The sequence below is a fragment of the Pseudomonas sp. 18173 genome (genome assembly GCF_050432945.1).
Lineage (GTDB): Bacteria > Pseudomonadota > Gammaproteobacteria > Pseudomonadales > Pseudomonadaceae > Aquipseudomonas.
Map to the genome: position 1 here is coordinate 45,925 of NZ_JBKFTN010000023.1, position 21,757 is coordinate 67,681.

The window sequence follows — 21,757 nt, forward strand, 5'->3', positions numbered from 1 at the left end:
TCCCACAGGGTCTGTGCCGACCTGACTTAATGCACCTCTTCCAGATCATCATGCAGCAGCCCGAAGATCTCGCGCTTCATCTCGATGAACGAGCGCTCCATGACCATGTCCAGGTTGCGTGGACGTTCAATCGGCACATCCAGAATCTGCTTGATCCGCCCGGGCCTTGCGCCCATCACATACACCCGGTCGCCCAGCAGGATCGCTTCGTCGATGTCGTGGGTCACGAACAACACGGTCTTCTTGCTGTTGCCCCAGACCCGCAGCAACAACTGCTGCATTTGCAGGCGCGTCTGGCTGTCGAGGGCGCCGAAGGGTTCGTCCATCAGCAGGATCTGCGGGTCATTGGCCAGCGCCCGGGCAATGGCGACACGCTGCATCATCCCCCCAGACAACTGCTTGGCGTAGTTGTCGGCAAAGCCGCTCAGGCCCACTTCATTGACGTAGTAGTCGACGATGTCCTTGCGTTGCGCCGCCGGCATGCCGCGCCGCTTGAGGCCGAACTCGACGTTCTGGCGCACCGTCAGCCACGGGAACAGCGTGTAGCTCTGGAACACCATGCCGCGATCCGCACCGGGGCCTTCCACCTGTTGGCCGCCGACGTAAATCTCGCCCGAGGTCGGTTCGGCCAGGCCGGCGGTGAGGTACAGCAGGCTCGACTTGCCGCAGCCCGAAGGCCCCACCAGCACAGCGAATTGCTGGTCCGGCACCTCGAAGGACACCTCCTGTAACGCGGTAAAGGTTCCGCCATCGGGTTTCCTGTAGCTCAGGCTGACCTTGTCCACTTGCAGCCGCGGCGCGTTCACCGGGGCGGTCTGAGGGGCGACAAAACGATGAGTGGCGGCGGTTACTGAGCCCATGCGGTGATCCTCAGACGTAGGAAACGGAACAGTTGATCGGTGACCAGGCCCAGCAGGCCGATGATCGCGATGGCGAGGAAAATCACATCCACCTGAAAGCCACGCATGGCCTTGAGGCTCAGGTAACCCAGGCCACTGGAAGCGGCGACCAGTTCAGCCACCACCAGGTAGGTCCAGGCCCAGCCCATCGTCACCCGCAAGGTGTCGAGCACGCCCGGCAGCGACGCCGGAGCGATCACATGCAGCACCGCGTCACGCCGGTTCGAACCGAGGGTATAGGAGGCATTGATCAGGTCTTTGGAGATGCCTTTGGACACGTCCGCGATCATCACCAGTTGCTGGAAGAACACACCGAATATGATCACCGACACTCGCTGCTCCAGACCGATGCCGATCCACAGGATGAACAGCGGCACGAACGAGGTCACCGGCAGGTAGCGAATGAAATTCACCAACGGCTCAAGGAAAGCCTGGACGATGCGAAAGCTGCCCATCAGCAAACCCAGCGGCACCGCCACCAGGGACGACACAATGAACCCGACCATCACCACTTCGACGCTCGCCCACACATGCTGGCCGAGGGTGCCGTCGCGACCCAGGCGCACGGCGGCCTCGACCACCGCCCCCGGCGTCGGCAGGAACATGCCCGGCACCACGCCGCCATAGGACAAGCCGGCCCACAGGCCGACCAACAGCACCCAGGCCAACCCGCTTGCGCTCCAGATCACCGAGACCGGCAAACCGGTCTTGGGCGTGATGCAGCGGCTCAGCCATGAATTGCGCTTGAACATGCAGCCTCCTAGAGCGGGGTAACGAAACGGTTGTCGATCAGGTCGTCATTGCTGACGTTGTAGGGCTTGCCTTGCAGCTCGCTGGCGGTCTCGTTGGCCAGCTGGATCAGCGGTGCGCTGTCACCCGGTTTGCCCGGCGCGCCCAGCAGCTTTTCACTCATGGCCTGGTCGTAGAAACGCACGCCCTGGGCGGCCGCCTCGAGCTCCTTCGGATCGGCCAGGTAGCCACCAACGCCCTTGGCCATGATCTTGTAGGCTTCCTTCGGATGATCCTTGGTGTACTGCACGGCCTTGTACAAACCGGCCACCAGTGCCTTGACGTCTTGCGGCTGTTTTTCGATGACGGTGCAGTTCAGTGCGACGACGTCGACGATCACTCCCGGTGTACTGCTGCTGTCGACCAGCACCTTGCCCTGCTGCTTGTCGCGCACCATCGACAGGTGCGGTTCCCAGGTCACGGCGGCCGGTACGCGACCGGCGATGAACGCGGTGGCGGCATCGTCGGCCGTCATGTTCTGCACGGTGATGTCGCTCATTTTCATGCCGTTCTTTTTCAGCAGATACGACAACCAGAACTGCGAGGTCGAACCTTCGTTCACCGCCACGGCCTGGCCTTTGAGTTCCTGCAGGCTCTTGACGTCCTTGCCCACCAGCACGCCGTCGCCACCATGGCTGTCGTCCAGCGCGGCCACGGCCTTGAAGCAGAATTGCGGACGGTACTTGAGCACCTCGTCGATGGTCGACGCCGAGCCGGACAACTCGCCGGAAGCTTGTGCGGCCATGTACATCGCCGCTTCTTCGACCACCGGCAACTCGACGGTCAAACCGTTTTCCTTGAAGTAGCCAAGGTCCTGGGCCAGGTACAGGGTGCCGTAGCCGACCCAGGTGGTATGGCCGATGGACAGGGTGCCGGCCTGGGCGCTGGTGGCGACCGTCGCGGCGATGGCGGTGACCGCCAGTGGATGGACAACGCGCGTAAGCAAGGACTTGATCATGGAGCACTCCCAAAGCTGTTGATTTAGTTTTGTCATGGGCAGTACGGCCAGCGGCCCGGCCTTTGGTCTCTGATGGACCTTCGGCATGTCGCGTTGGGCTGGCTGGCGAGATCGATGTTGGCCCAAGGGCGGGATTAGGAAAATGAGGAAATATGTCGATGCGAACGATGAAAAAACTCGCTAGCGCGCACTGCCGAAGGGCGCTGTGGGCGGGGATGCCCAGGGTGGGTGCAAGGCGTTAAAAATGTGTTGAATCGGCTATAGCATTCGCGAGCAAGCCCGCTCCCACAGGTTTTGTGTAGCGCCTAAAACTTGCGGCCGACACAAATCCTGTGGGAGCGGGCTTGCTCGCGAAGAGGCCCGAGAGAACGCTACAAGATCAGAGCCGGCCGTATTCCTGCGCCGTACGATCCACCGCTTTCAAGGTCTTGGCGATCAGTTCATCAATCTCTTCACGGCTGGCAATCAACGCCGGGGCCATGATCATACGCCCCAACGTCGAACGAATGATCACCCCTTCCTCAAAACCAATCGTACGGCAGCGCCAGGCAATGTCGTTCTCGTTGGCAAAACGCTTGCGGCTGGTTTTGTCTTCGGCCAGTTGCAGCGCCGCGACCATGCCCGTGCCCTGGATATCGCCCACCAGCGGGTGCTTGCCGAACACTTCGCGCAGGCACTGTTGCAGGTACGGACCGATGTCATCCTTGACCCGCGTCACCACGCCTTCATCGCGCAGGGCCTTGAGGTTGGCAATTGCCACCGCCGCCGCCACCGGGTGCCCGGAATAGGTCAGGCCGTGGGCAAACACGCCGCCCTGTTCCACCAGCACCGAGGCCATTTTTTTCGACAGGATCAAGCCGCCCATGGGGATATAACCCGAGGTCAGGCCCTTGGCGATGGACAGGGTGTCCGGCTCGAAACCGAAGTACTCGTGGGCGAACCATTCGCCGGTACGACCGAAGCCACCGATCACTTCATCGGCGCACAGCAGCACATCGTACTTGCGGCAGATGCGCTGGATTTCCGGCCAGTAGCTTTCTGGCGGGAAGATCATGCCGCCGGCCCCCTGGAACGGTTCGGCGATGAAGCCTGCGACCTTGTCCGCGCCCAGTTCGAGAATCTTCGCTTCCAGTTGCTGTGCCGCGCGCAGACCGAATTCAGCGGGCGTCAGGTTGCCCTCGTGAGCGAAGAAGTACGGCTCGTCGATGTGCTCGATGTCCGGAATCATGCCGCCCATTTCGTGCATGAATTTCATGCCGCCAAGCGCCGTCGCGGCCAGGGTCGAACCGTGGTAACCGTTCCAGCGGCCGATCATGATTTTCTTCTCGGGCTTGCCGAGCACCTGCCAGTAACGACGCACCGTGCGGATCAACACCTCGTTGGCTTCGGAACCTGAGTTGGTGTAGATCGCGTGGCTGTAGTGACCCGGCAGCAGGCTGAACAGCAGTTCGGACAGCTCGATCACCTGCGGGTGGGTGGTGTGGAAAAACATGTTGTAGTACGGCAGCTGTTCCAGCTGCTGGCTCGCCGCGGCTGCCAGGTCCTTGCGCCCGTAACCGAGGTTGGTGCACCACAACCCGGACATGCCGTCGAGGTAACGCCGGCCATCGTTGTCCCACAGGTGCAGGCGCTCGCCACGGACCATCACCCGTGGCCCCTCGTCATTGAGGGCTTTCTGATCGACGAACGCATGGATGTGGTGCGCAGCGTCGGCGGCCTGGTAGTCGCGGGTTTCACGTGGTGTGGTCATCGCCTGTTCTCCGTTTTGTTATCAGCGCAATTGAAACCAGGTGGTCTTCAACTGGGTGTATTTATCGAATGAATGCAGGGACAGGTCGCGGCCGAAACCCGACTGCTTGCCGCCGCCAAAAGGCACGGTCACGTCCAGTGCATCGACGCTGTTGACCGACACCGTGCCTGCTCGCAATTGTCGCGCCACACGGTGAGCGCGGTTGAGGTCGTCGGTCCACAGCGAGGCCGCCAGACCGTAGACGCTGTCGTTGGCCAATTGCAAGGCATGGGCCTCGTCGTCGAATGCCGTGACAGCCAGCACCGGGCCGAACACTTCATCGCGAAACAGCGGCATGTCCGAGGTCACGCCGGTGAAAATCGTCGGCTGGATGAAGTTGTCCGAGCCATTGAAGATCGACTGCCGACCACCACAAACCCTGGTCGCGCCTTGCTGCTCAGCCTGCTGGATGAACTTCATGATGCGCGCGGTCTGCCGGCTGTCGACGATGGCCCCGGCGGCGCTCGACGGGTCCAGCGGATCGCCCGGCTGCCAGCGTTCGGCCTGGGCCTTGAGGCGCTCGACGAACTCGTCATGAATCGAACGCTGCACCAGCAACCGCGAGTTGGCCGAGCAGACTTCGCCCTGATTGAAGAAGATGCCGAATGCGGCTTTCTCGGCCGCCAGGTCCAGATCCTGACAATCGGCGAACACCAGGTTGGCACTCTTGCCGCCGCACTCCAGCCACACCTGCTTGAGGTTCGACTGGGCCGAGTACTGCATGAAGTATTTGCCGACTTCGGTGGAGCCGGTGAACACCAGGCAATCGACGTCCGGATGCAGGCCCAGGGCCTTGCCGGTCTGCTCGCCGAGGCCCGGCAGCACGTTGAGTACACCGGCAGGAATACCGGCTTCCAGCGCCAGCTCAGCCAGACGCAAGGCCGAAAACGGCGACTGCTCGGCCGGTTTGAGAATCACCGAATTGCCCGAAGCCAGGGCCGGGGCGAGTTTCCATGCGGCCATGTCCAGCGGGAAATTCCACGGCACCACGGCCGCGACCACACCGAGGGCTTCGCGGGTGATGGTCGCCAGCACGTTCTGCGCACTCGGTGCGACCTGATCGTAGAGTTTGTCGAGGCTTTCGGCGTACCAGCGAAACACGCCCGCGGCACCCGGCACATCAATGTTGTAGGCATCCGCAACGGGCTTGCCCATGTTCAGTGAGTCGAGCAGCGCCAGTTCTTCACGGTGATCGAGGATCAAATCGGCCAGACGCAGCAGCACTTGCTTGCGTTCGCTCGGTGAGCGCGCAGCCCAGGTGCCCGCCTCGAAGACCTGCCGCGCATTGCGCACCGCTGCGTTCACGTCGTCTTCGCCGCAAGCGGCAACGTTGGCCAGGCACTGGCCGGTGGCGGGGTTGATCGCGGCGAAAGTCTGCCCCGACTGCGCTGCACGGCACTGACCATCGATCACGGCCTGGTCGGGAAACCGCAGGGAAGCGGCTTTGCGTTGCCAATACTCAAGCTCGAACACGTTCGGATGCTCCAGAGGACGTTCTTGTGTATTGGATAGTCGCTCAGGCCCAAGCGGTGGAAAACCAGTAAAAATGTGTTCGCAGGCCAAGAAAAAACTACGTAGCCAATCTCCCTTCCGGCGCAGCATGTGGTTATTGTTCAACCACGACAAATCGCTGCCCGAGCGGATAGGGGTGGCGCGCAAATTGCCAGGATGCCTGATCCGTTCTCCCCCGAGGTTTGCTGTGGCTGCCTACAATCTGCGTCAACTGAAATACTTCATCACCACCGTCGAGTGCGGCAGCGTGGCCGAGGCCTCGCGCAAGCTGTACATCGCCCAGCCTTCGATCTCCACGGCCATCAAGGGGCTGGAAGACAGTTTCGGTGTGCAACTGCTGATCCGCCATCACGCCCAGGGCGTGTCATTGACCCCCAGCGGTGCACGCTTTTACCGCAAGGCCCAGGAACTGCTGCGCATGGCCAAGGAGTTCGAGCAGAACGCCTTGGCCGACAACGATGTAGTGTCCGGGCAGATCGATATCGGCTGTTTCGAAACTGTCGCGCCGCTGTACCTGCCGCAATTGATCGCCGGTTTCTCGGCGTTGTACCCGGGGGTGGAAATCCGCATCCGCGACGGCGAGCAGCAAGAGCTGGTGCAAGGCCTGACCTCCGGCGCCTTCGATCTGGCGATCCTCTACGAGCACGACCTCGACGGCACCATCGAAACCGAACCGCTGATGCCGGCGCAACGGCCTTACGCACTGCTACCCGCGGATCACCGTTTCGCCCAGCAGGCGCAAGTGTCGCTGCGGGACCTGTGCCTGGAACCGATGATTCTTCTGGACGTGCAGCCGAGCCGGACCTACTTCGTCAGCCTGTTCGAAGAGCTGGGACTGACCCCGCGCATCGCCTTCAGCTCTCCATCGATCGAGATGGTGCGCGGCATGGTCGGACAAGGCTTCGGCTTCTCGATCCTGGTGACCAAGCCGCATTCGGAGTGCACCTACGACGGGCAGAAAGTGGTGTGCGTGGACATCGCCGAAGACGTCACCGGTTCGGGACTGGTGGCGGCGTGGCTCAAACGCGGGCAACTGACCAAACCGGCGCAGTTGTTTGCTGACTATTGCCGCGAGCAGCTGACTGCCAAGGCCGAAAGATCACACTGATCTCCTGTGGCGAGGGGGCTTGCCCCCGTTGGGGCGCGCAGCGGCCCCCAAAAAGGCCTGCTGCGCAGTCCAACGGGGGCAAGCCCCCTCACCACAGAGTCCAGTGTTTACCGTTATTTACGCGGCTTGATCCGCGCAGTCGCTTCGGCCACCAGTGGATCATCAGGCCAATAGTGCTTCGGGTACCGCCCCTTCAAATCCTTCTTCACCTCGGCGTAGGTGCTGCGCCAGAAGTTGGCCAGGTCCTGGGTCACCTGCACCGGCCGTCGCGCCGGGGACAACAGGTGCAGCTTGACCACTTGCCGGCCCCCGGCGATGCGCGGGGTTTCGGCCAGGCCAAACAACTCCTGCAAACGCACCGCGAGAATCGGCGGCTGTTCGCTGTAGTCCAGACGAATCGACGAGCCCGACGGCACGCTCAAATGATGCGGCGCCAGCTCGTCCAGCCGCTGCGGCAGCGGCCACGGCAGCAGATTGTGGACGATGCTCGACAGGTCCAGATTGGCGAAGTGACTGAGCCGGGAAACCTTGCCCAGATACGGCATCAGCCAGTGTTCCAGGCTTTTGAGCAACGCCGCGTCGCTGACATCCGGCCACTCGCTCTCGCCCTTGCCGGCGAGGTCCAGTTGCCGCAACAACGCGACTCGCGCTTGCCACTGACGCAGCTCCGGTGTCCACGGCAACAGCTCCAGCCCCTTGCGCCGCACCAGATTCACCAGCGCCTGGCTGCGTGCACTTTCGTCGAGGCCGGTGAGCGGTTCACGACTGAGGATCAGCTCGCCAACCTTGCGTTGGCGCTCGGCCCGCAGCACGCCTTCACGTTCATCCCAGTCCAGTTGATCGACGCAGCGCACCTGCTCGGCCAGCACCGAATCGAACAACGCCGGATCGAAGTCCGTCGCCAGATAAATCCGCTCCTCACGCTGGCCCTGACGACTGCCCAGATCGGCGATCACCAGCCACGCTTGCTTCATCAGGCTGTCTGCCTCGGCGAACAAGGCTGCTCGACCGTTGGCCAGGCGATACTCCGCACCACCGGCACGGCGTTGTTGGGCGACCCGGTCGGGATAGGCCAGCGCCAGCAATGCACCCAACCAGCGCGGATGCTCGGGATCGCTGACCGGTTCCGATGCCTTGCCCCGCAGATAACCACGGTACTGCCGCGCCAGTTGCCGTGCGCGCTGCACGCCGCCCTGGGCACCGCGTGCGGCACGCTCTTCGCCAGACAGCAGCACCAGTCGGCTGTGCAAGTCCGCCCCGGCGCCGCGCAGAATATCGCGCTCGCCGAGCAGCGCCGCGACATCGCAGGCCATGTCTGCCAGACCCAGCGCCTGGCCGCGCAGCAACAAATGCGCGATGCGCGGATGCGCCGGCAATTCCGCCATGGCCTGACCGTGACGGGTCAGCGCTTCGCCCTCCAGTGCGCCCAGGCGCTCGAGCAGATCCTGGGCCTGTGCATAAGCGGCGGCCGGCGGTACGTCGAGCCACACCAGTTGCCCGGGCGTCACGCCCCAGCGCCCCAGTTGCAAGGCGAGCCCGGCGAGGTCCGCCGAAAGGATTTCCGCGCTGCCGTAGGCCGCCAGTTGCTCGTGCTGGTCCTGGGACCACAAGCGATAACACACGCCGGGCTCCAGGCGCCCGGCCCGGCCCGCGCGCTGGGTGGCACTGGCCTTGGAAATGCGCTGGGTGTCGAGGCGGGTCATGCCGCTGCCGGGGTCGAAACGCGGCACCCGCGCCAGCCCGGCATCGATCACCACGCGTACGCCGTTGATGGTCAGGCTGGTCTCGGCGATGTTGGTGGCCAGTACCACTTTGCGTTTGCCTGCCGGTGCCGGATCGATTGCCGCCCGTTGCGCCGTCAGGTCAAGTTCACCGTGCAGCGGGCAGAGCAACACTTGAGGGTTTTCGCCCAACGCATCGGCCAGTTGTTGATGCACGCGCCGGATTTCCGCCTGCCCCGGCAGGAACACCAGCACGCTGCCGGTCTCGTCGTTCAAGGCTTCCAGGATGGTCTGCACCAGACGCGGCTCGATGAATTCACCAGCCTGAAACGGCCGGCCCCAGCGCATCGCCACCGGGAACATGCGCCCTTCGCTGCGCAGGATCGGCGCGTCGTCGAGCAACCCGGCCAGGCGCTCGCCTTCCAGGGTCGCGGACATCAGCAGGATTTTCAGCGGTTGGTCATCACGAAACAGTTCCCGGCCATTGAGGCTCAGGGCCAATGCGAGGTCGGCGTCGAGGCTACGCTCGTGGAATTCGTCGAAAATCAGCAGGCCGACGCCTTCCAGCGCCGGGTCATCCTGCAGGCGCCGGGTGAGGATGCCTTCGGTGACCACTTCGATACGGGTGTTGGGGCCGACCTTGCTGTCGAGCCGAATGCGATAACCCACGGTTTCGCCGACCTTCTCCCCCAGCTCACTGGCCAGCCGCTCCGCTGCTGCCCGCGCGGCCAACCGGCGGGGTTCAAGCATCAGGATGGTCTGCCCGGCCAGCCACGGCTCGTTGAGCAAGGCCAAAGGCACGCGGGTAGTCTTACCGGCGCCGGGCGGCGCTTCAAGCACGGCTTCGTGGCGTGTAGCGAGGGCTTCACGCAGGGCGGGTAAAACTTCATCGATCGGCAAAGAAATCATGCTGGCTCCAAAACAGAGGGCCGAGTATAACGGCGAACTGCAAGGCGTTCGTCAGGGTCTTAATTCATACCGACGACGTTTCGTTTCGAGATTACCCAGGAGATTTCATATGCGTGCTCCCTTTCGCCTGATTGGCGGTGTTCTGGTCGCAACCTTGCTGACTCAAGTGACAGCCTGCGGCTCGATCTTCTACCCCGATCGCCGTGGCCAGATCGAAGGCAAGATCGACCCGGCCATTGCCGCGCTCGACGCCGTTGGCCTGCTGTTCTACATCATCCCCGGCCTGATCGCGTTTGCCGTGGACTTCGCCACCGGCGCGATTTACTTCGAACCGGGCAAGACCGCGCAGGTCGACCCGCAAAAACTCAAGGACGCCATCGGCCCCGACGGCAAAGTCGATAACCGCAAGTTGCAGACTATTCTGGAAAGCGAACTGGGCCGCAGCTTCCCGCTGGACGATCCACGCCTGATCCAGCACAAGGGCAGCGCCCAGCAACTGGCGATGTTCGGCCTGCAACCGGCCGCATAATCCCCACGCGCAACAGCACTCATCAAGGAACGACTGCCCCTATGACCTCCAGCTCCGAACACGCCCGCCTGCTGCGGCTGGCGACCCGTGCCTCGGTAGCGGTGGCGTGCACATTGGTCGTCGCCAAAGCCATCGCCTGGTGGCTGAGCGGCTCGGTGAGCATGCTCGCCGGGCTCACCGACTCGGCCCTCGACGGCGTCACGTCATTGCTCAACCTGCTGGCGGTGCATTACGCCCTGCGCCCCGCCGACGATGATCATCGCTACGGGCACGGCAAGGCCGAGTCATTGGCCGGCATGGCCCAGGCGCTGTTCATTGGCGGCAGTGCGGTGCTGATTGCCTTGCAGGCCTACGAGCGGTTGAAACATCCCGAACCGGTCGGCGCGCCGTGGATCAGTATCGGTGTGATCGTGTTTTCGCTCGCCCTGACCCTGGCCTTGCTGATGCTGCAACATCGGGTGGTCAAGGCCACGGGCTCGAACGCCGTGCGGGCCGACTCGCTGCATTACCGTTCGGACATGCTGCTCAATGGCAGCATTCTGCTGGCGCTGATACTGGCCGGGTTTGGCTGGCATCAGGTCGACGCCTGGTTTGGCCTGGGAATCGCCGCTTATATCTTGTGGAGCGCGGTGCAGATCGCCCGGGAAAGTTTTGCGGTGTTGATGGATGAAGAGCTGCCGCCGGATGTCAGCCAGCACATGCTGGAACTGGCGTGCAGCGTACCCGGCGTATTGGGGGCGCATGACCTGCGCACTCGGATCTCCGGCAACCAGTGGTTTGTGCAGTTGCACCTGGAGTTGCCGGGGGAGTTGACGCTGTCAGTCGCCCACGGCATCAGCGATCAGGCGGCCGCGGCCATTCACAGCGTCTACCCGCGAGCCGAGGTGCTGGTGCACGCCGACCCGCAGGAAGTGGTAAAAGCCGCCCGGGCTCAGTAATTGACCTGATAACCGCGACTGCTCAGGCAACTGCCCTGGGCCTGTCGGTAGGCTTGCACCACCGACGGGTCTGGCTGGTAGGTGGCGGTTCGTGGATTGAAACCACTCTGCTGCACCGCGTATTGATAACACTCGTAGCCATCCCGGCTGACCTGCTCCGGTGACTGACCGTTGGCCGGATACGCCTCCACGTCATAACTATTGCTGCCGACTGACGGTTGCGATTGATCAACCGGCGGATCGACCACCTCGTAGTCCTGAGTGCTTTCCTGGTAGGCGTAATAGGAGCCGGCCGCGAGGAAAAACAGCGTCCCGGCGATCCATACCTGTTGGGCATAATCGGGCAGGTAGCGAACCCGAATCCCGCGTGGTGGCTGCACCACCTCATAGCGCGGGCCGAGCGGGCGGTACCAGTAACCGCCGGAAAAGTAATAATCCATGCCACGGTAAGGCACGCGGTAATTACGCTCGGGGAAGCGGTCGATCATCTGGCCAGGGCGATACCTCGGCCCGGGTCCCCAGCCGTTACCGCGCCCCTCAGGGTGACCCTGCCAGTGATTGTCATTGGTCGGTGCACCTATGTAGCCGCTCCAGCGCTGGTTGTAGTCATTGCGATGCGGCTGGTCCTGGTAATAACCACGCTGCGGCTGCTGGGTCTGGCGCACGGTGTCGGGGCGCGGCTGGATCGGAAAGTCATTGGCCGGCAGCTGCGGTGGCGGCGGCGGCGAGCGAACCGGGCTGTTGAAATCCGGTGCCGGACGTTTCTGCCACTGGCTGTTGTCCTGGTGTTGATTCTGGCCGTTGTGCTCGAACTGGCGATTGTCGTTGTTCTGCGCACGGGGCTGGTTCTGCGGCTGGCTGTTTTGTGGAGACGGCTGGTTGTTGCCTCCGTGGCCCTGATTACCACCCTGATGCCCATCCTGGCGCCCTTCCTGGCCGTGCTGCCCGCCATCACGGCCATGGTTTTGCTGCTCATCGGCCATCGTTTGCGCAGTGACACTGACACACAGCAAACCAACACCGGCCAAACGCCAGATGCGCGATTTCATGCTTTTCCTCATTGCGGGTTAGGGCCTGTACATAAGACTGGTAAAGCACGAGCCGGTTCTGCTACAGGTTATCAGTCACGCAACTTATTTATTGAGGGCTGAGCGTCAATTCACGGCAGTAAATTGCGCGCAAGAAAAAGGGGAGACCCGTCGGCCTCCCCTTGGAGAACTTCGTCCTGGCTCGACGCTTTTGACGTCGGCTCACCTCACGCCGTCTTCTGGACAGTGTGTAGCTCGGGGGCCGGCACGTCCCCGGTGGGGGTGGCGACCGCGGCGGGCCTGATTGGGCGAGCCGCACTGGACTGTTTGTCCGAGCAGTGATTCTGGTGATAAGAATAGGCCGGGAGCGCCGGCAGAGGATTGCGAAGATTGCTCAATTAAACATCACTTGCGCAATTTTTAACCCTGGATAGATAATCTGTCGCAATAGTTATGACAAAGGACTGATTGATGAGCAAGCTCGACCGTTATGACCTGAGTATTTTGGCGGAATTGCAGCGCGACGCACGCATCTCCAACCAGGAGCTGGCCGAGCGCATCGGCCTGTCGCCTTCGCCGTGCTCGCGGCGGGTCAAGCAACTGGAAGACGACGGCTACATTTCCCGTCAGGTCGCCCTGCTCGACCGCAAAATGCTCGGCCTGAGCCTGACGGCCTATGTGCTGATCGGCATGGACCGTCACACGCCGGAGCGTTTCGAAAACTTCGAAGCCGCCATCCGCACCTTGCCCCAGGTACTTGAATGCAGCCTGGTGACCGGGATGGACGCCGACTATCAACTCAAGGTCGTGGTGCCGGACATGGATCACTACCAGAAACTGCTGCTGGGGCATCTGACCCGGATTGAAGGGGTGACCAGCGTGCGCTCGAGTTTTGTGTTGAATCAGGTGTTGAATAGCACCGAACTGCCTTTGACTCATCTGCGTAGCTGAAATCGCCTTCGCGAGCAGGCTCGCTCCCACAGGGATCTCCCATGCACTGAAGATCCCTTGTGGGAGCGAGCCTGCTCGCGAAGGGGCCGGCACAAGCGACGAATGACTGCGACACACCGACGCAGGTCAATACTGCACGAAGCCAGCGCGGCGTATACTCGCCGCGCCCTTTTAGCCTCGCCTGTGCTGGAGATGTTCGATGGATCCTGCCGTATTCGAAGAGTGGATGATGACCGGACTGGTCACGATCCTGATCATTTTCATGGGTTTCATCGTCTGGGATCTGGCGAAGAAGTCCAAGGCCGGACGCTTTGGCTCGTTCATCCTGTTCTTCGTACTCGGCCTGGGCGTTGCTGCATTCGTGATCAAAAGCGTGGTCATCGGCCTGATCGAATCCGGCACGTTATAAGCGCGCTGGCACTTCTTTCCACTGCCCCTGATCGAGCCCTTCGATCGTCCAGTCGCCGATTCTGACCCGTACCAGGCGCAACGTCGGCAAACCGACCGCAGCCGTCATGCGCCGCACCTGGCGGTTGCGCCCCTCGCGAATCACCAACTCCAGCCAGCTGGTCGGCACGCTTTTACGAAAGCGCACCGGCGGATTGCGCGGCCATAGCTCGGGCTCGTCCAGTTGTCGCGCCTCGGCGGGCAAGGTCATGCCGTCATTCAATTCAACGCCGTCACGCAAGCGCTGCAATTGCTCGGCGCTCGGCTCGCCCTCGACCTGCACCCAATAGGTCTTGGCCAGTTTGTGTTTCGGGTCGGCGATCCGCGCCTGAAGCTGACCGTCGTTGGTCAGCAGCAACAAGCCTTCGCTGTCGCGGTCCAGCCGTCCGGCCGGATAGATGCCCGGTACATCGATGTAATCCTTGAGGGTCGCGCGCCCTTCGCCATCGCTGAACTGCGTCAGCACATCGAACGGTTTGTTGAACAGGATCAGTTTCGGCTCGGCCGGCGGCGCCTTGGCGACACGGCGCGGGGCTGATGGGGATGGCTTCACGCCAGGGCGGCGGGAAACGGGACGTGGCGGACGGGACATGGCAAAGAGAACATCTAACGGTCAGGGCTGCTAATGCTAGTGCCCTGACCGTCAAATGACCATGACAACCGTTAGCGGAACGGCGGCTCGTCGAAGCTGCGCAGTTTGCGCGAGTGCAGCGAGTTGAGCTCGGTACGCAACAGATCCACCGCCTCGATACCGATCTTCAGGTGCTGGCTGACCGCGCGTTCATAGAAAGCGTTCGCCGAACCCGGCAACTTGATTTCGCTGTGCAGCGGTTTGTCCGATACACACAGCAACGTGCCGTATGGCACCCGCAAACGATAACCCTGGGCGGCGATGGTGCCGCTTTCCATGTCCACTGCCACGGCGCGGGACAGGTTGATCAGCGGCCGTTCCTGCGCCCAGCGCAGTTCCCAGTTACGGTCGTCGTAGGTCAGCACGGTGCCGGTGCGCAGACGCTTCTTCAGTTCGTCGCCCTTCTCGCCGGTGATGTTCGCCGCCGCTTGCTGAAGCGCCAGCTGCACTTCGGCCAGGGCCGGAATCGGAATGTTCGGCGGCACCACCCGGTCAAGAATCCCGTCGCGGCGCATGTAGGCGTGGGCCAACACATAGTCGCCGATGGTCTGCGACTGACGCAGGCCGCCGCAGTGACCGATCATCAGCCAGCAATGCGGGCGCAGAACGGCCAGGTGGTCGGTGATGTTCTTGGCGTTGGACGGGCCGACACCGATGTTGATCAGGGTCACACCGTGACCGTCGCTGGCGATCAGGTGATAGGCCGGCATCTGATACCGGTGCCAGACCACACCGGCGGCAATGGCCGAAGCTTCGCCGTGGTCCATGCTCTTTTCGATGATCACGTTACCCGGCAGCACCATGCGCACGAAGCGCGGATCATTGCGCAGCTGCTCCAGGCCATGGACGATGAACTGGTCGACATAGCGGTGATAGTTGGTCAGCAGAATCCACGGCTGCACATGCCGCCAGTCACTGCCGGTGTAATGCACCAGTCGGCGCAGGGAGAAATCCACCCGCGCGGCATCGAACAGGGCCAGTGGCAGCGGATCGGTGTTTTCCCAGTCGTACAAGCCGTCGGCAATGCCGTCGGTCGCGGCCGACAGGTCGGTACTCGGGAACACCCGGGCCAGCACGGCAGCGGTGACGCCGGAACCCGCCAGCTCATCGCCCTGCTCGACCACATACGGATACGGGATGTTCTGCTCGCTGACCCCGACTTCCACGGTCACGGTGAAGTCGTGCATCAGCGGAACCAGCTGTTCCAGCAGGTACTTACGGAAAGCCGACGGATGGGTGACGGTGACGCTGTAGGTGCCCGGCAGCTGGACCTTGGCATAGGCACGGGTGGTCTGCGGGACTTCGCCCTGGCAATGGTACGTCAGGCGCAGTTCGGGATAACGGAACAACGCCCGCTGCTCGGCGTCCGGCTCGACACGATCCTTGAGATAACGCTTGAGCGCCTGGCTCAGCGCGGTGGTTGCACGATTGTGCAAGAGCGCAAGCCGATCCACGGCTTGCTCGGCGGTTTGAACGACAATAAAAGCTTCGGTCACGATCAGCATCCTGTGTTCTGACTTGCAGACCTTCATCTTGCCTGCATCGTCGCTTCACGGGAACAGTGGCATGTTGGCGATGTGCATAGAGAACATCTGTGGGAGCGGGCTTGCTCGCGAAAGCGGTCTTTCAGCCACATCAATGTTGAATGTGACACCGCATTCGCGAGCAAGCCCGCTCCCACATGGGGCCCGATGGCGATCAGAAGCCCTGCGGAGTCGAGCGGGCGACAATCGCTTCCACGCCCAGGCCTCGAGGCAACGCGCCGTACACTCGGCCGCCGCCCTCCAGACGACTGGCAATGAAGGCATCACTGACCACCTCGTTCCCCGCTTCCAGCAACAATTTGGCCTGCAGCGCCAATGCAATGTCCTCGGTCAACTGCCGGGCGCGGTACTGGATGTCACCGGTGTCCTTGAAGGCCGCCTGCAGTTGATGAATGTGCGCAGCCAGGCGCTTGTCGCCATGGCCATCGCCCAACTCGCTGAACAGCGCGTCGAGCACACCCGGCTCTTTCGACAGGGCACGCAGCACATCAAGACACTGCACGTTGCCGGAACCTTCCCAGGTTGAATTCACCGGTGCTTCACGATAGAGCCGCGGCAGGATGCTCTCTTCGACATATCCCGCGCCGCCCATGCATTCAGCCGCTTCGTTGATCATGGCCGGCGCCCGCTTGCAGATCCAGTACTTGCCCACGGCTGTCACCAGACGGGCGAATTTGGCTTCCTGCGAATCGTCCAGATGATCCAGCGCCCGACCCATGCGCAGGCTCAAGGCCAGGGCGGCTTCGCTTTCCAGCGCCAGATCCGCCAGCACGTTCTGCATCAAAGGCTGTTCGCTGAGCAGTTTGCCGCCAACCGAACGGTGCGCGCAGTGATGGCTGGCCTGAGTCAGCGCCTGACGCATCAACGCACTGGAACCGACCATGCAATCGAAGCGGGTCATGGCAACCATCTCGATGATCGTCGGAACGCCACGCCCCTCTTCACCGATCATCCACGCCAGTGCGCCACGGAACTCCACTTCGCTGGAAGCGTTGGAGCAATTGCCGAGCTTGTTCTTCAGGCGCTGGATGTAGAACTGATTGCGCGTGTCGTCCGGACGATGACGCGGCAACAGGAAACAGGTCAGGCCCTTGTCGGTCTGTGCCAGTGTCAGGAAGGCGTCGCACATCGGCGCCGAGCAGAACCACTTGTGCCCCACCAGCTCATAGGCCTGGCCCGGACCGCTGGCGCCAACCGGATACGCCTTGGTGGTATTGGCCCGCACATCGGTGCCGCCCTGCTTCTCGGTCATGGCCATGCCGATGGTGACCCCGGCCTTGTGGGCCATGCCGACGTTGCGCGGATCGTATTCGGTGGCGAGGATTTTCGGCAGCCACTTTTCGGCCAGGTCCGGCTGCAGACGCATCGCCGGAACGCTGGCGAAGGTCATGGTCAACGGGCAGCCACTGCCGGCTTCGGCCTGGCTGTGCAGATACGACATGGACGCGCGGGCGACATGGGCGCCGTCCTGCGGGTGCGCCCAGGGCAGCGAGGTCAGGCCGTGCTCGACCGCCGTGCGCATCAATTGGTGATAGGCCGGATGAAACTCCACCAGGTCGATGCGATGACCGAAGCGGTCATGGCTGTTGAATACCGGCTTGTTCTGATTGGCCAGGAACCCGGCTTCCATCAACGGGCCACCGGCCAGTGCGCCATAGGCGTCGATCCGCGATTCGGCCCAACCGGCCCCGAAGCGTCGTGACCATTCCTGCAACGGCAAGTCGATGCGGTACAGGTTGGCGCCGTCCAGTGACGGTGGCTGGTTGTTGACTTCGTGGGTTTCGGCGAACTGATGCAGGTTCATGACTGGGCTCCTTTGGTCGGCCAAGGGATTTCAGTTAAGCACCGCCCCCCGGTCGATCAAAGTGTCATATCCGCCTAATTGTCGGCGCTTTCGCCCTGTTGCGAGCAAAGCACGCGGCGGTAGAGCGCAGCCTGCAAGTCTTCGAATTTCACCGGTTTGCTCAAGTGATCGATCACCGCGCCGGTCGGACAGCGCTCTCGGTCACCGCTCAGGGCGATCATGAACAGCGGCAGCTCGGCATAACCGGGCAACGCACGGATCTGGCAGCACACCGACTCACCGTCCAGAAGCGGCAACTGACAATCGACCAGCACCGCGTCAAACACTTCGCGCTGCAAGAGATCGAGCGCGACATCGGCGCTGTCGGCCGTCCGCACGCGGAAACCCAGCTTGAGCAACATGCCGCGCATCACCAGCTGGCTGATGCCGTTGTCATCCACCAACAGCACGGCACAATCCTGGGGCAGGCGCAGGCGCGCAAAGTCCCGGGTCATCAACGGCATCACAGGACGCTCGACCACCGGCAACCCGACTTCCACATCAAGCTGAAACCGGCTGCCGCGTCCTGGCTCGGAGCGATGAGTCAGGCGTCCACCGAGCAATTCGACCAACTGTCGGCAAATCGCCAGGCCAACACCCAGGCCACCGTATTCACGGGTCATCGAGCCATCGAGCTGGAAGAACCGCTGATACATCGTGGCCTCCCCCAAATCGGTGAAACCGATGCCCGTGTCGATCACCGCAAAGGTCAGCGCCAGCCGATCAGGTTCAATCGCCTTGCCGGTCACCCGCAAGGCCAGGCCGCCGACCCGGGTGAACTTGATGGCGTTATCCAGCAAGCATTCCAGGCACTGGGCGATCTTGACGTTGTCGCCGTACACACGATCCGGCACACCTGGCGCGACATCGACCTTGAAGTCCAGCGACTTGCCCGATGCGTTGCCGTCGAACTGCGCGCGCAACGCCTCGACCATGCCGCGCAAGCTGAAAGTATCGGCCGAGGCCTTGAGTTTGCCGGCCTGCAATTCCGTGAGGGTGAGGATGCCGTTGACCATGCGCATCATGTCCCGCGCCGAGCCCGAAGCCGTCTGCTGATACTGCTCTAGCTCAGGGTCCATTTCGACCGTCTGCATCAGCTCCAGCGAACCGATCACACCGTTCATGGGCGTGCGCAATTCATGGGTCAGGGTGGCCAGGAACTCGTCCTTGAGCTTGTTGCTGCGTGCCAGTTGCTGGTTGAGCACTTCAAGCTTCTGGCTGGCGTCGAACAGGGTTTGCGCCTGCTGCTCGCGCATGGCGTTGATGCGGTCGGCCAGCGCCAGGGACAGCAACGCCACTTCGATGGCCGAGCCGATCTGGCTGGAATACATGGTCAGGAACACGTTTGGCAGGTATCCCAGCACCATCAGTGTATTGACGATGCCGCCGAGCAAAAACGCCGACCAGGCAATAATGAAATACCGCGCGACGCGCAGGCCCCGCAGCCAGGCAAAGATCCCGGCGGCGAAAATCACCACGGTGAACGTCAGCGCCAGCGCGGTGGCCAGGCGCAAGGCCAGGGCGTAGCTGGTCATCAACGACAGGCCCATCACCAGCGCACTGAAGGCGATCAGCACCAGCAACAAGCGGTCGAGCCAGCGACTGTGGGTAGCCATTTGCAGGAAACTGCGGGCGAACTGACTGCCGAACAGCCCTGCACAGGCGATGAAAAACGGCGTCGCAGCGTTGGCCCACCAGGGGTTGTCCGGCCAGAAATACTGCACCGCCGCGCCGTTTACCGACAGCTGATACAGGCCGAACGAGGCGATATAGAAGATGTAGTAGAGGTAGCTGGTGTCGCGCACGCTGAGGTAGATGAACAGGTTGTAGACCAGCATCCCCAGCAGCACGCCGTAGATCAGCCCCAGTACGTAGAGGCGCACGGGCTGCTCTTCGAGGTAGGCCGTGCTCGACCACAAGGTGACCGGTGCCTGGATCGAGCCTTCGCTTTGCAATCGCAGGAATACGGTTTCGGCCTGGTCGGGCTTGAACGTCAGGTCGAACAGATAGTTGTTCTGACGAACCTCGCGGCTGGCGAACGGCAAGGCATCGCCGGTCTGCCTGACCAACTGATAGTCGCCAGCCGCATCAGGCAAATAGAGGTCGAGATGATCGAGGGGCGGATAGGCCAGTTCCAGCAGCCAGGTCCGCTGTGCCGCCGGATTGGCCGGGCGGTAATGCAGGTCGATTTTCAGCCAGTACACCGAACGCGAATACCCGGCGTTGAGCGTGTCCTTGTGGTGCGGCTTGAAGTTGCCGGCTGTCGCTTGCGCACGGATATCGGCGATGGTCGCCTGACCACCTGCGTCCTCGTAGACCTGCAGGGTACGGCCCAAGGGGAGGCTTTGAGTGAACTCATCGAACTCGACGGCGTTTGCCAGGAGGGGCAAACACAACAGCAACATCAGCAAATAGTGCATTGAAGCCCCAGCGTGGCCAGTCCGGTTCTGTCAGGAAGCCCCCCATTCCTTTTGAGCAGACGTAAAACCGGTATCACCTGTTATTGGTTTGGATCCACTCTAGCATAGCCGTTGATGGCCATTAAACACCATTGAAATTTTTCCTGAAAAGGCTCTAGGACGGGCGTCTCAGAGTAAATACCGGAAGACATTTTGTGGATGATGAGTCACCGTGGCGAGGGAGCAGCCGGACTGGCTGTCGCTACACCCGAAAAACGTTGTTTGGTGGTAAGCTCGCGCACCATGAATATCTACAGCTCTCGCCCCGTTGTCCTCTGTCTCTCCGGCCACGACCCAAGTGGTGGCGCCGGCTTGCAGGCAGATATCGAAGCCCTGCTCGCTCAGGGTTGCCATGCGGCTCCGGCCGTCACTGCCCTGACCGTGCAAGACACCGTCAATGTCACTGACTTCCGCGTCCTCGACCGTGAGTGGGTACTGGCCCAGGCCAATGCCGTGCTCAACGACTCCGAAGTCGCGGCCGTCAAACTGGGCATGCTCGGTTCCCTAGAAATGGTCGACACCGTCGTCGAACTGCTTTCGGCGCACCCGCACTTGCCGGTGGTCTGCGACCCGGTGCTGCGCGCCGGCGGCGGCGGACGCCTGGGCAAGGACGAAGTCGGCTACGCCATGCGCGAACGCCTGCTGCCCTTGTCGATCATTGCCACCCCTAACCTTCCCGAAGCCCGAATCCTCGCCGAACTGCCCGAAGGCACCGCGGACGAGTGCGCTGAAAAACTCCTGCCGTTCGTCAAACACCTGCTGATCACCGGCGGTCATGGCGACGAAACCGAAATCCACAATCGCCTGTACAGCCGCGATGGCCTGCGCGAAACCTACACCTGCCAGCGCTTGCCCGGCAGTTACCACGGTTCCGGCTGCACCCTGGCCAGCGCGCTGGCCGGTCGTCTGGCCCAGGGCGAAAACCTCGCCAGCGCCGTGCAGACCGCGCTTAACTACACGTGGCGCACCCTGCGCGATGCCGAGCAACTGGGCAAAGGCCAGTTCGTGCCGCGCCGCTTGCCGCTGGATTTCTGTTCGTAACTTTCTATTAGCAATGCGGTGAGGCTTGTCCGATGAAACTACGTGGCCTGTACGCCATCACCGACAGCCATTTGCTGGACGGTAAGTTGCTCAAGTACGTGGAGGCGGCGCTGGAAGGCGGCGTCACCTTGCTGCAATACCGCGACAAGAGCAGTGACGAAGCCCGCCGCCTGCGCGAGGCCGAAGCCTTGCGCGAGCTGTGTGAGCGCTACAAGACGCAGTTGATCATCAACGACGATGCCGAGTTGGCGGCACGCCTGAACGTGGGCGTACACCTGGGTCAGACCGATGGCCCGCTGACGCCGGCCCGTGCACTGCTCGGGCGCCAGGCGATCATCGGTTCAACTTGCCACGCGCAGCTCGAACTGGCCGAACAGGCCGCCAAAGAAGGCGCCAGCTACGTCGCGTTCGGTCGCTTCTTCAATTCCAATACCAAGCCCGGCGCGCCGACCTGCAGCCTCGACCTGCTCGACCAGGCCCGCAAACAGTTGCACCTGCCGATCTGCGCGATCGGCGGCATCACCCTGGATAACGCCGCCCCGCTGGTGGCCCACGGCGTCGACCTGCTGGCCGTGGTGCATGGCCTGTTTGGCGCCCAGAGCACGGCTGAAGTCACTCGCCGCGCCCGCGCATTCAATGAATTACTAAAAGTCTGAGAGCC

The 21,757-nt window shown here is 62.3% G+C and carries 18 protein-coding genes; 7 read left to right on the plus strand and 11 right to left on the minus strand.

Features of this window, described 5'->3' with window-relative positions; all coding sequences use genetic code 11:
• Nucleotides 1-26: 26 nt before the first annotated feature.
• The 5 genes from ACLD1X_RS23095 to ACLD1X_RS23115 all read right to left on the minus strand — a co-directional run bounded on the left by ACLD1X_RS23095 (nt 27) and on the right by ACLD1X_RS23115 (nt 5,908).
• Entirely contained in the window at nt 27-860 is an 834-nt protein-coding gene (locus ACLD1X_RS23095) for an ABC transporter ATP-binding protein (protein WP_111288249.1), read from the minus strand.
• Complete coding sequence (locus ACLD1X_RS23100; protein ID WP_007990681.1) at nt 848-1,651, minus strand: ABC transporter permease; 804 nt, start codon at nt 1,649-1,651, stop codon at nt 848-850. Before ACLD1X_RS23100 ends, ACLD1X_RS23095 begins: the two co-directional genes overlap by 13 nt.
• 8 nt (nt 1,652-1,659) lie before the next feature.
• On the minus strand, nt 1,660-2,646 hold the full coding sequence (locus tag ACLD1X_RS23105; RefSeq protein WP_429371604.1) for an ABC transporter substrate-binding protein: 987 nt from the start codon (nt 2,644-2,646) through the stop codon (nt 1,660-1,662).
• A 379-nt stretch (nt 2,647-3,025) separates the two neighbouring features.
• On the minus strand, nt 3,026-4,396 hold the full coding sequence (locus ACLD1X_RS23110; protein WP_429371606.1) for an aspartate aminotransferase family protein: 1,371 nt from the start codon (nt 4,394-4,396) through the stop codon (nt 3,026-3,028).
• A 21-nt stretch (nt 4,397-4,417) separates the two neighbouring features.
• Nucleotides 4,418-5,908 (minus strand): aldehyde dehydrogenase, encoded by a 1,491-nt coding sequence (locus ACLD1X_RS23115; RefSeq protein ID WP_429371608.1) that lies wholly within the window; start codon nt 5,906-5,908, stop codon nt 4,418-4,420.
• A gap of 226 nt (nt 5,909-6,134) precedes the next feature.
• On the opposite strand from ACLD1X_RS23115, the gene ACLD1X_RS23120 reads away from it, so the two are divergent.
• Nucleotides 6,135-7,055, plus strand: coding sequence for a LysR family transcriptional regulator (locus tag ACLD1X_RS23120; RefSeq protein ID WP_429371610.1), 921 nt, complete (start codon nt 6,135-6,137; stop codon nt 7,053-7,055).
• A gap of 113 nt (nt 7,056-7,168) precedes the next feature.
• Here the strand turns inward: ACLD1X_RS23120 and hrpB are convergent, their stop codons facing one another.
• Entirely contained in the window at nt 7,169-9,685 is a 2,517-nt protein-coding gene (gene hrpB / locus ACLD1X_RS23125; protein ID WP_429371612.1) for an ATP-dependent helicase HrpB, read from the minus strand.
• A gap of 109 nt (nt 9,686-9,794) precedes the next feature.
• Here hrpB and ACLD1X_RS23130 point away from each other — a divergent pair, with 109 nt between their 5' ends.
• Together ACLD1X_RS23130 and ACLD1X_RS23135 are read left to right on the plus strand one after the other, a co-directional pair.
• Nucleotides 9,795-10,214: a polyribonucleotide nucleotidyltransferase gene (locus ACLD1X_RS23130; RefSeq protein WP_429371614.1), complete on the plus strand. Its 420-nt coding sequence runs from the start codon at nt 9,795-9,797 to the stop codon at nt 10,212-10,214.
• Between the two features lie 41 nt (nt 10,215-10,255).
• Nucleotides 10,256-11,152, plus strand: a complete 897-nt coding sequence (locus ACLD1X_RS23135) for a cation diffusion facilitator family transporter (RefSeq protein ID WP_429371616.1) — start codon at nt 10,256-10,258, stop codon at nt 11,150-11,152.
• Here ACLD1X_RS23135 and ACLD1X_RS23140 read toward each other — a convergent pair.
• Nucleotides 11,146-12,201: a DUF6515 family protein gene (locus tag ACLD1X_RS23140; protein ID WP_429371618.1), complete on the minus strand. Its 1,056-nt coding sequence runs from the start codon at nt 12,199-12,201 to the stop codon at nt 11,146-11,148. The genes ACLD1X_RS23135 and ACLD1X_RS23140 overlap by 7 nt on opposite strands.
• A 450-nt stretch (nt 12,202-12,651) precedes the next feature.
• Here ACLD1X_RS23140 and ACLD1X_RS23145 point away from each other — a divergent pair, with 450 nt between their 5' ends.
• Nucleotides 12,652-13,131 (plus strand): Lrp/AsnC family transcriptional regulator, encoded by a 480-nt coding sequence (locus tag ACLD1X_RS23145; RefSeq protein WP_007937367.1) that lies wholly within the window; start codon nt 12,652-12,654, stop codon nt 13,129-13,131.
• 199 nt (nt 13,132-13,330) lie between these two features.
• Entirely contained in the window at nt 13,331-13,540 is a 210-nt protein-coding gene (locus ACLD1X_RS23150) for a DUF2788 domain-containing protein (RefSeq protein ID WP_008022976.1), read from the plus strand.
• On the opposite strand, the gene ACLD1X_RS23155 is transcribed toward ACLD1X_RS23150, so the two are convergent.
• From ACLD1X_RS23155 to ACLD1X_RS23170, 4 genes are all read right to left on the minus strand, one after another.
• Nucleotides 13,535-14,170, minus strand: a complete 636-nt coding sequence (locus ACLD1X_RS23155; protein ID WP_429371621.1) for a pseudouridine synthase — start codon at nt 14,168-14,170, stop codon at nt 13,535-13,537. The two genes, ACLD1X_RS23150 and ACLD1X_RS23155, sit on opposite strands and share 6 nt — an antisense overlap.
• Before the next feature lie 71 nt (nt 14,171-14,241).
• The gene (gene amn, locus ACLD1X_RS23160) at nt 14,242-15,741 is read right to left on the minus strand and encodes an AMP nucleosidase (protein WP_178076732.1); all 1,500 of its coding nucleotides are present in this window, start codon (nt 15,739-15,741) and stop codon (nt 14,242-14,244) included.
• A 166-nt stretch (nt 15,742-15,907) separates the two neighbouring features.
• Nucleotides 15,908-17,557, minus strand: a complete 1,650-nt coding sequence (locus ACLD1X_RS23165) for an acyl-CoA dehydrogenase family protein (protein WP_429371623.1) — start codon at nt 17,555-17,557, stop codon at nt 15,908-15,910.
• A 74-nt stretch (nt 17,558-17,631) separates the two neighbouring features.
• Complete coding sequence (locus tag ACLD1X_RS23170) at nt 17,632-20,016, minus strand: 7TM diverse intracellular signaling domain-containing protein (RefSeq protein WP_429371625.1); 2,385 nt, start codon at nt 20,014-20,016, stop codon at nt 17,632-17,634.
• Between the two features lie 282 nt (nt 20,017-20,298).
• On the opposite strand from ACLD1X_RS23170, the gene ACLD1X_RS23175 reads away from it, so the two are divergent.
• Both ACLD1X_RS23175 and thiE read left to right on the plus strand, forming a co-directional pair.
• Nucleotides 20,299-21,096 carry a hydroxymethylpyrimidine/phosphomethylpyrimidine kinase gene (locus tag ACLD1X_RS23175; RefSeq protein ID WP_008052407.1) on the plus strand — a complete coding sequence of 266 codons (798 nt, stop codon included), beginning with the start codon at nt 20,299-20,301 and terminating at the stop codon, nt 21,094-21,096.
• 32 nt (nt 21,097-21,128) lie between these two features.
• Nucleotides 21,129-21,752, plus strand: coding sequence for a thiamine phosphate synthase (gene thiE / locus ACLD1X_RS23180; RefSeq protein ID WP_429371628.1), 624 nt, complete (start codon nt 21,129-21,131; stop codon nt 21,750-21,752).
• Nucleotides 21,753-21,757 lie beyond the last annotated feature (5 nt).

Excerpts from the sequence above, each read along its gene's own strand:
- ACLD1X_RS23100 (WP_007990681.1), bottom strand. The coding sequence starts at position 1,651 with ATGTTCAAGCGCAATTCATGGCTGAGCCGCTGCATCACGCCCAAGACC.
- ACLD1X_RS23170 (WP_429371625.1), bottom strand. The coding sequence starts at position 20,016 with ATGCACTATTTGCTGATGTTGCTGTTGTGTTTGCCCCTCCTGGCAAAC.
- ACLD1X_RS23165 (WP_429371623.1), bottom strand. The coding sequence starts at position 17,557 with ATGAACCTGCATCAGTTCGCCGAAACCCACGAAGTCAACAACCAGCCA.
- ACLD1X_RS23150 (WP_008022976.1), top strand. The coding sequence starts at position 13,331 with ATGGATCCTGCCGTATTCGAAGAGTGGATGATGACCGGACTGGTCACG.
- hrpB (WP_429371612.1), bottom strand. The coding sequence starts at position 9,685 with ATGATTTCTTTGCCGATCGATGAAGTTTTACCCGCCCTGCGTGAAGCC.
- ACLD1X_RS23145 (WP_007937367.1), top strand. The coding sequence starts at position 12,652 with ATGAGCAAGCTCGACCGTTATGACCTGAGTATTTTGGCGGAATTGCAG.
- ACLD1X_RS23110 (WP_429371606.1), bottom strand. The coding sequence starts at position 4,396 with ATGACCACACCACGTGAAACCCGCGACTACCAGGCCGCCGACGCTGCG.
- ACLD1X_RS23155 (WP_429371621.1), bottom strand. The coding sequence starts at position 14,170 with ATGTCCCGTCCGCCACGTCCCGTTTCCCGCCGCCCTGGCGTGAAGCCA.
- ACLD1X_RS23105 (WP_429371604.1), bottom strand. The coding sequence starts at position 2,646 with ATGATCAAGTCCTTGCTTACGCGCGTTGTCCATCCACTGGCGGTCACC.
- ACLD1X_RS23095 (WP_111288249.1), bottom strand. The coding sequence starts at position 860 with ATGGGCTCAGTAACCGCCGCCACTCATCGTTTTGTCGCCCCTCAGACC.
- ACLD1X_RS23130 (WP_429371614.1), top strand. The coding sequence starts at position 9,795 with ATGCGTGCTCCCTTTCGCCTGATTGGCGGTGTTCTGGTCGCAACCTTG.
- amn (WP_178076732.1), bottom strand. The coding sequence starts at position 15,741 with ATGAAGGTCTGCAAGTCAGAACACAGGATGCTGATCGTGACCGAAGCT.
- ACLD1X_RS23140 (WP_429371618.1), bottom strand. The coding sequence starts at position 12,201 with ATGAAATCGCGCATCTGGCGTTTGGCCGGTGTTGGTTTGCTGTGTGTC.
- thiE (WP_429371628.1), top strand. The coding sequence starts at position 21,129 with ATGAAACTACGTGGCCTGTACGCCATCACCGACAGCCATTTGCTGGAC.
- ACLD1X_RS23175 (WP_008052407.1), top strand. The coding sequence starts at position 20,299 with ATGAATATCTACAGCTCTCGCCCCGTTGTCCTCTGTCTCTCCGGCCAC.
- ACLD1X_RS23135 (WP_429371616.1), top strand. The coding sequence starts at position 10,256 with ATGACCTCCAGCTCCGAACACGCCCGCCTGCTGCGGCTGGCGACCCGT.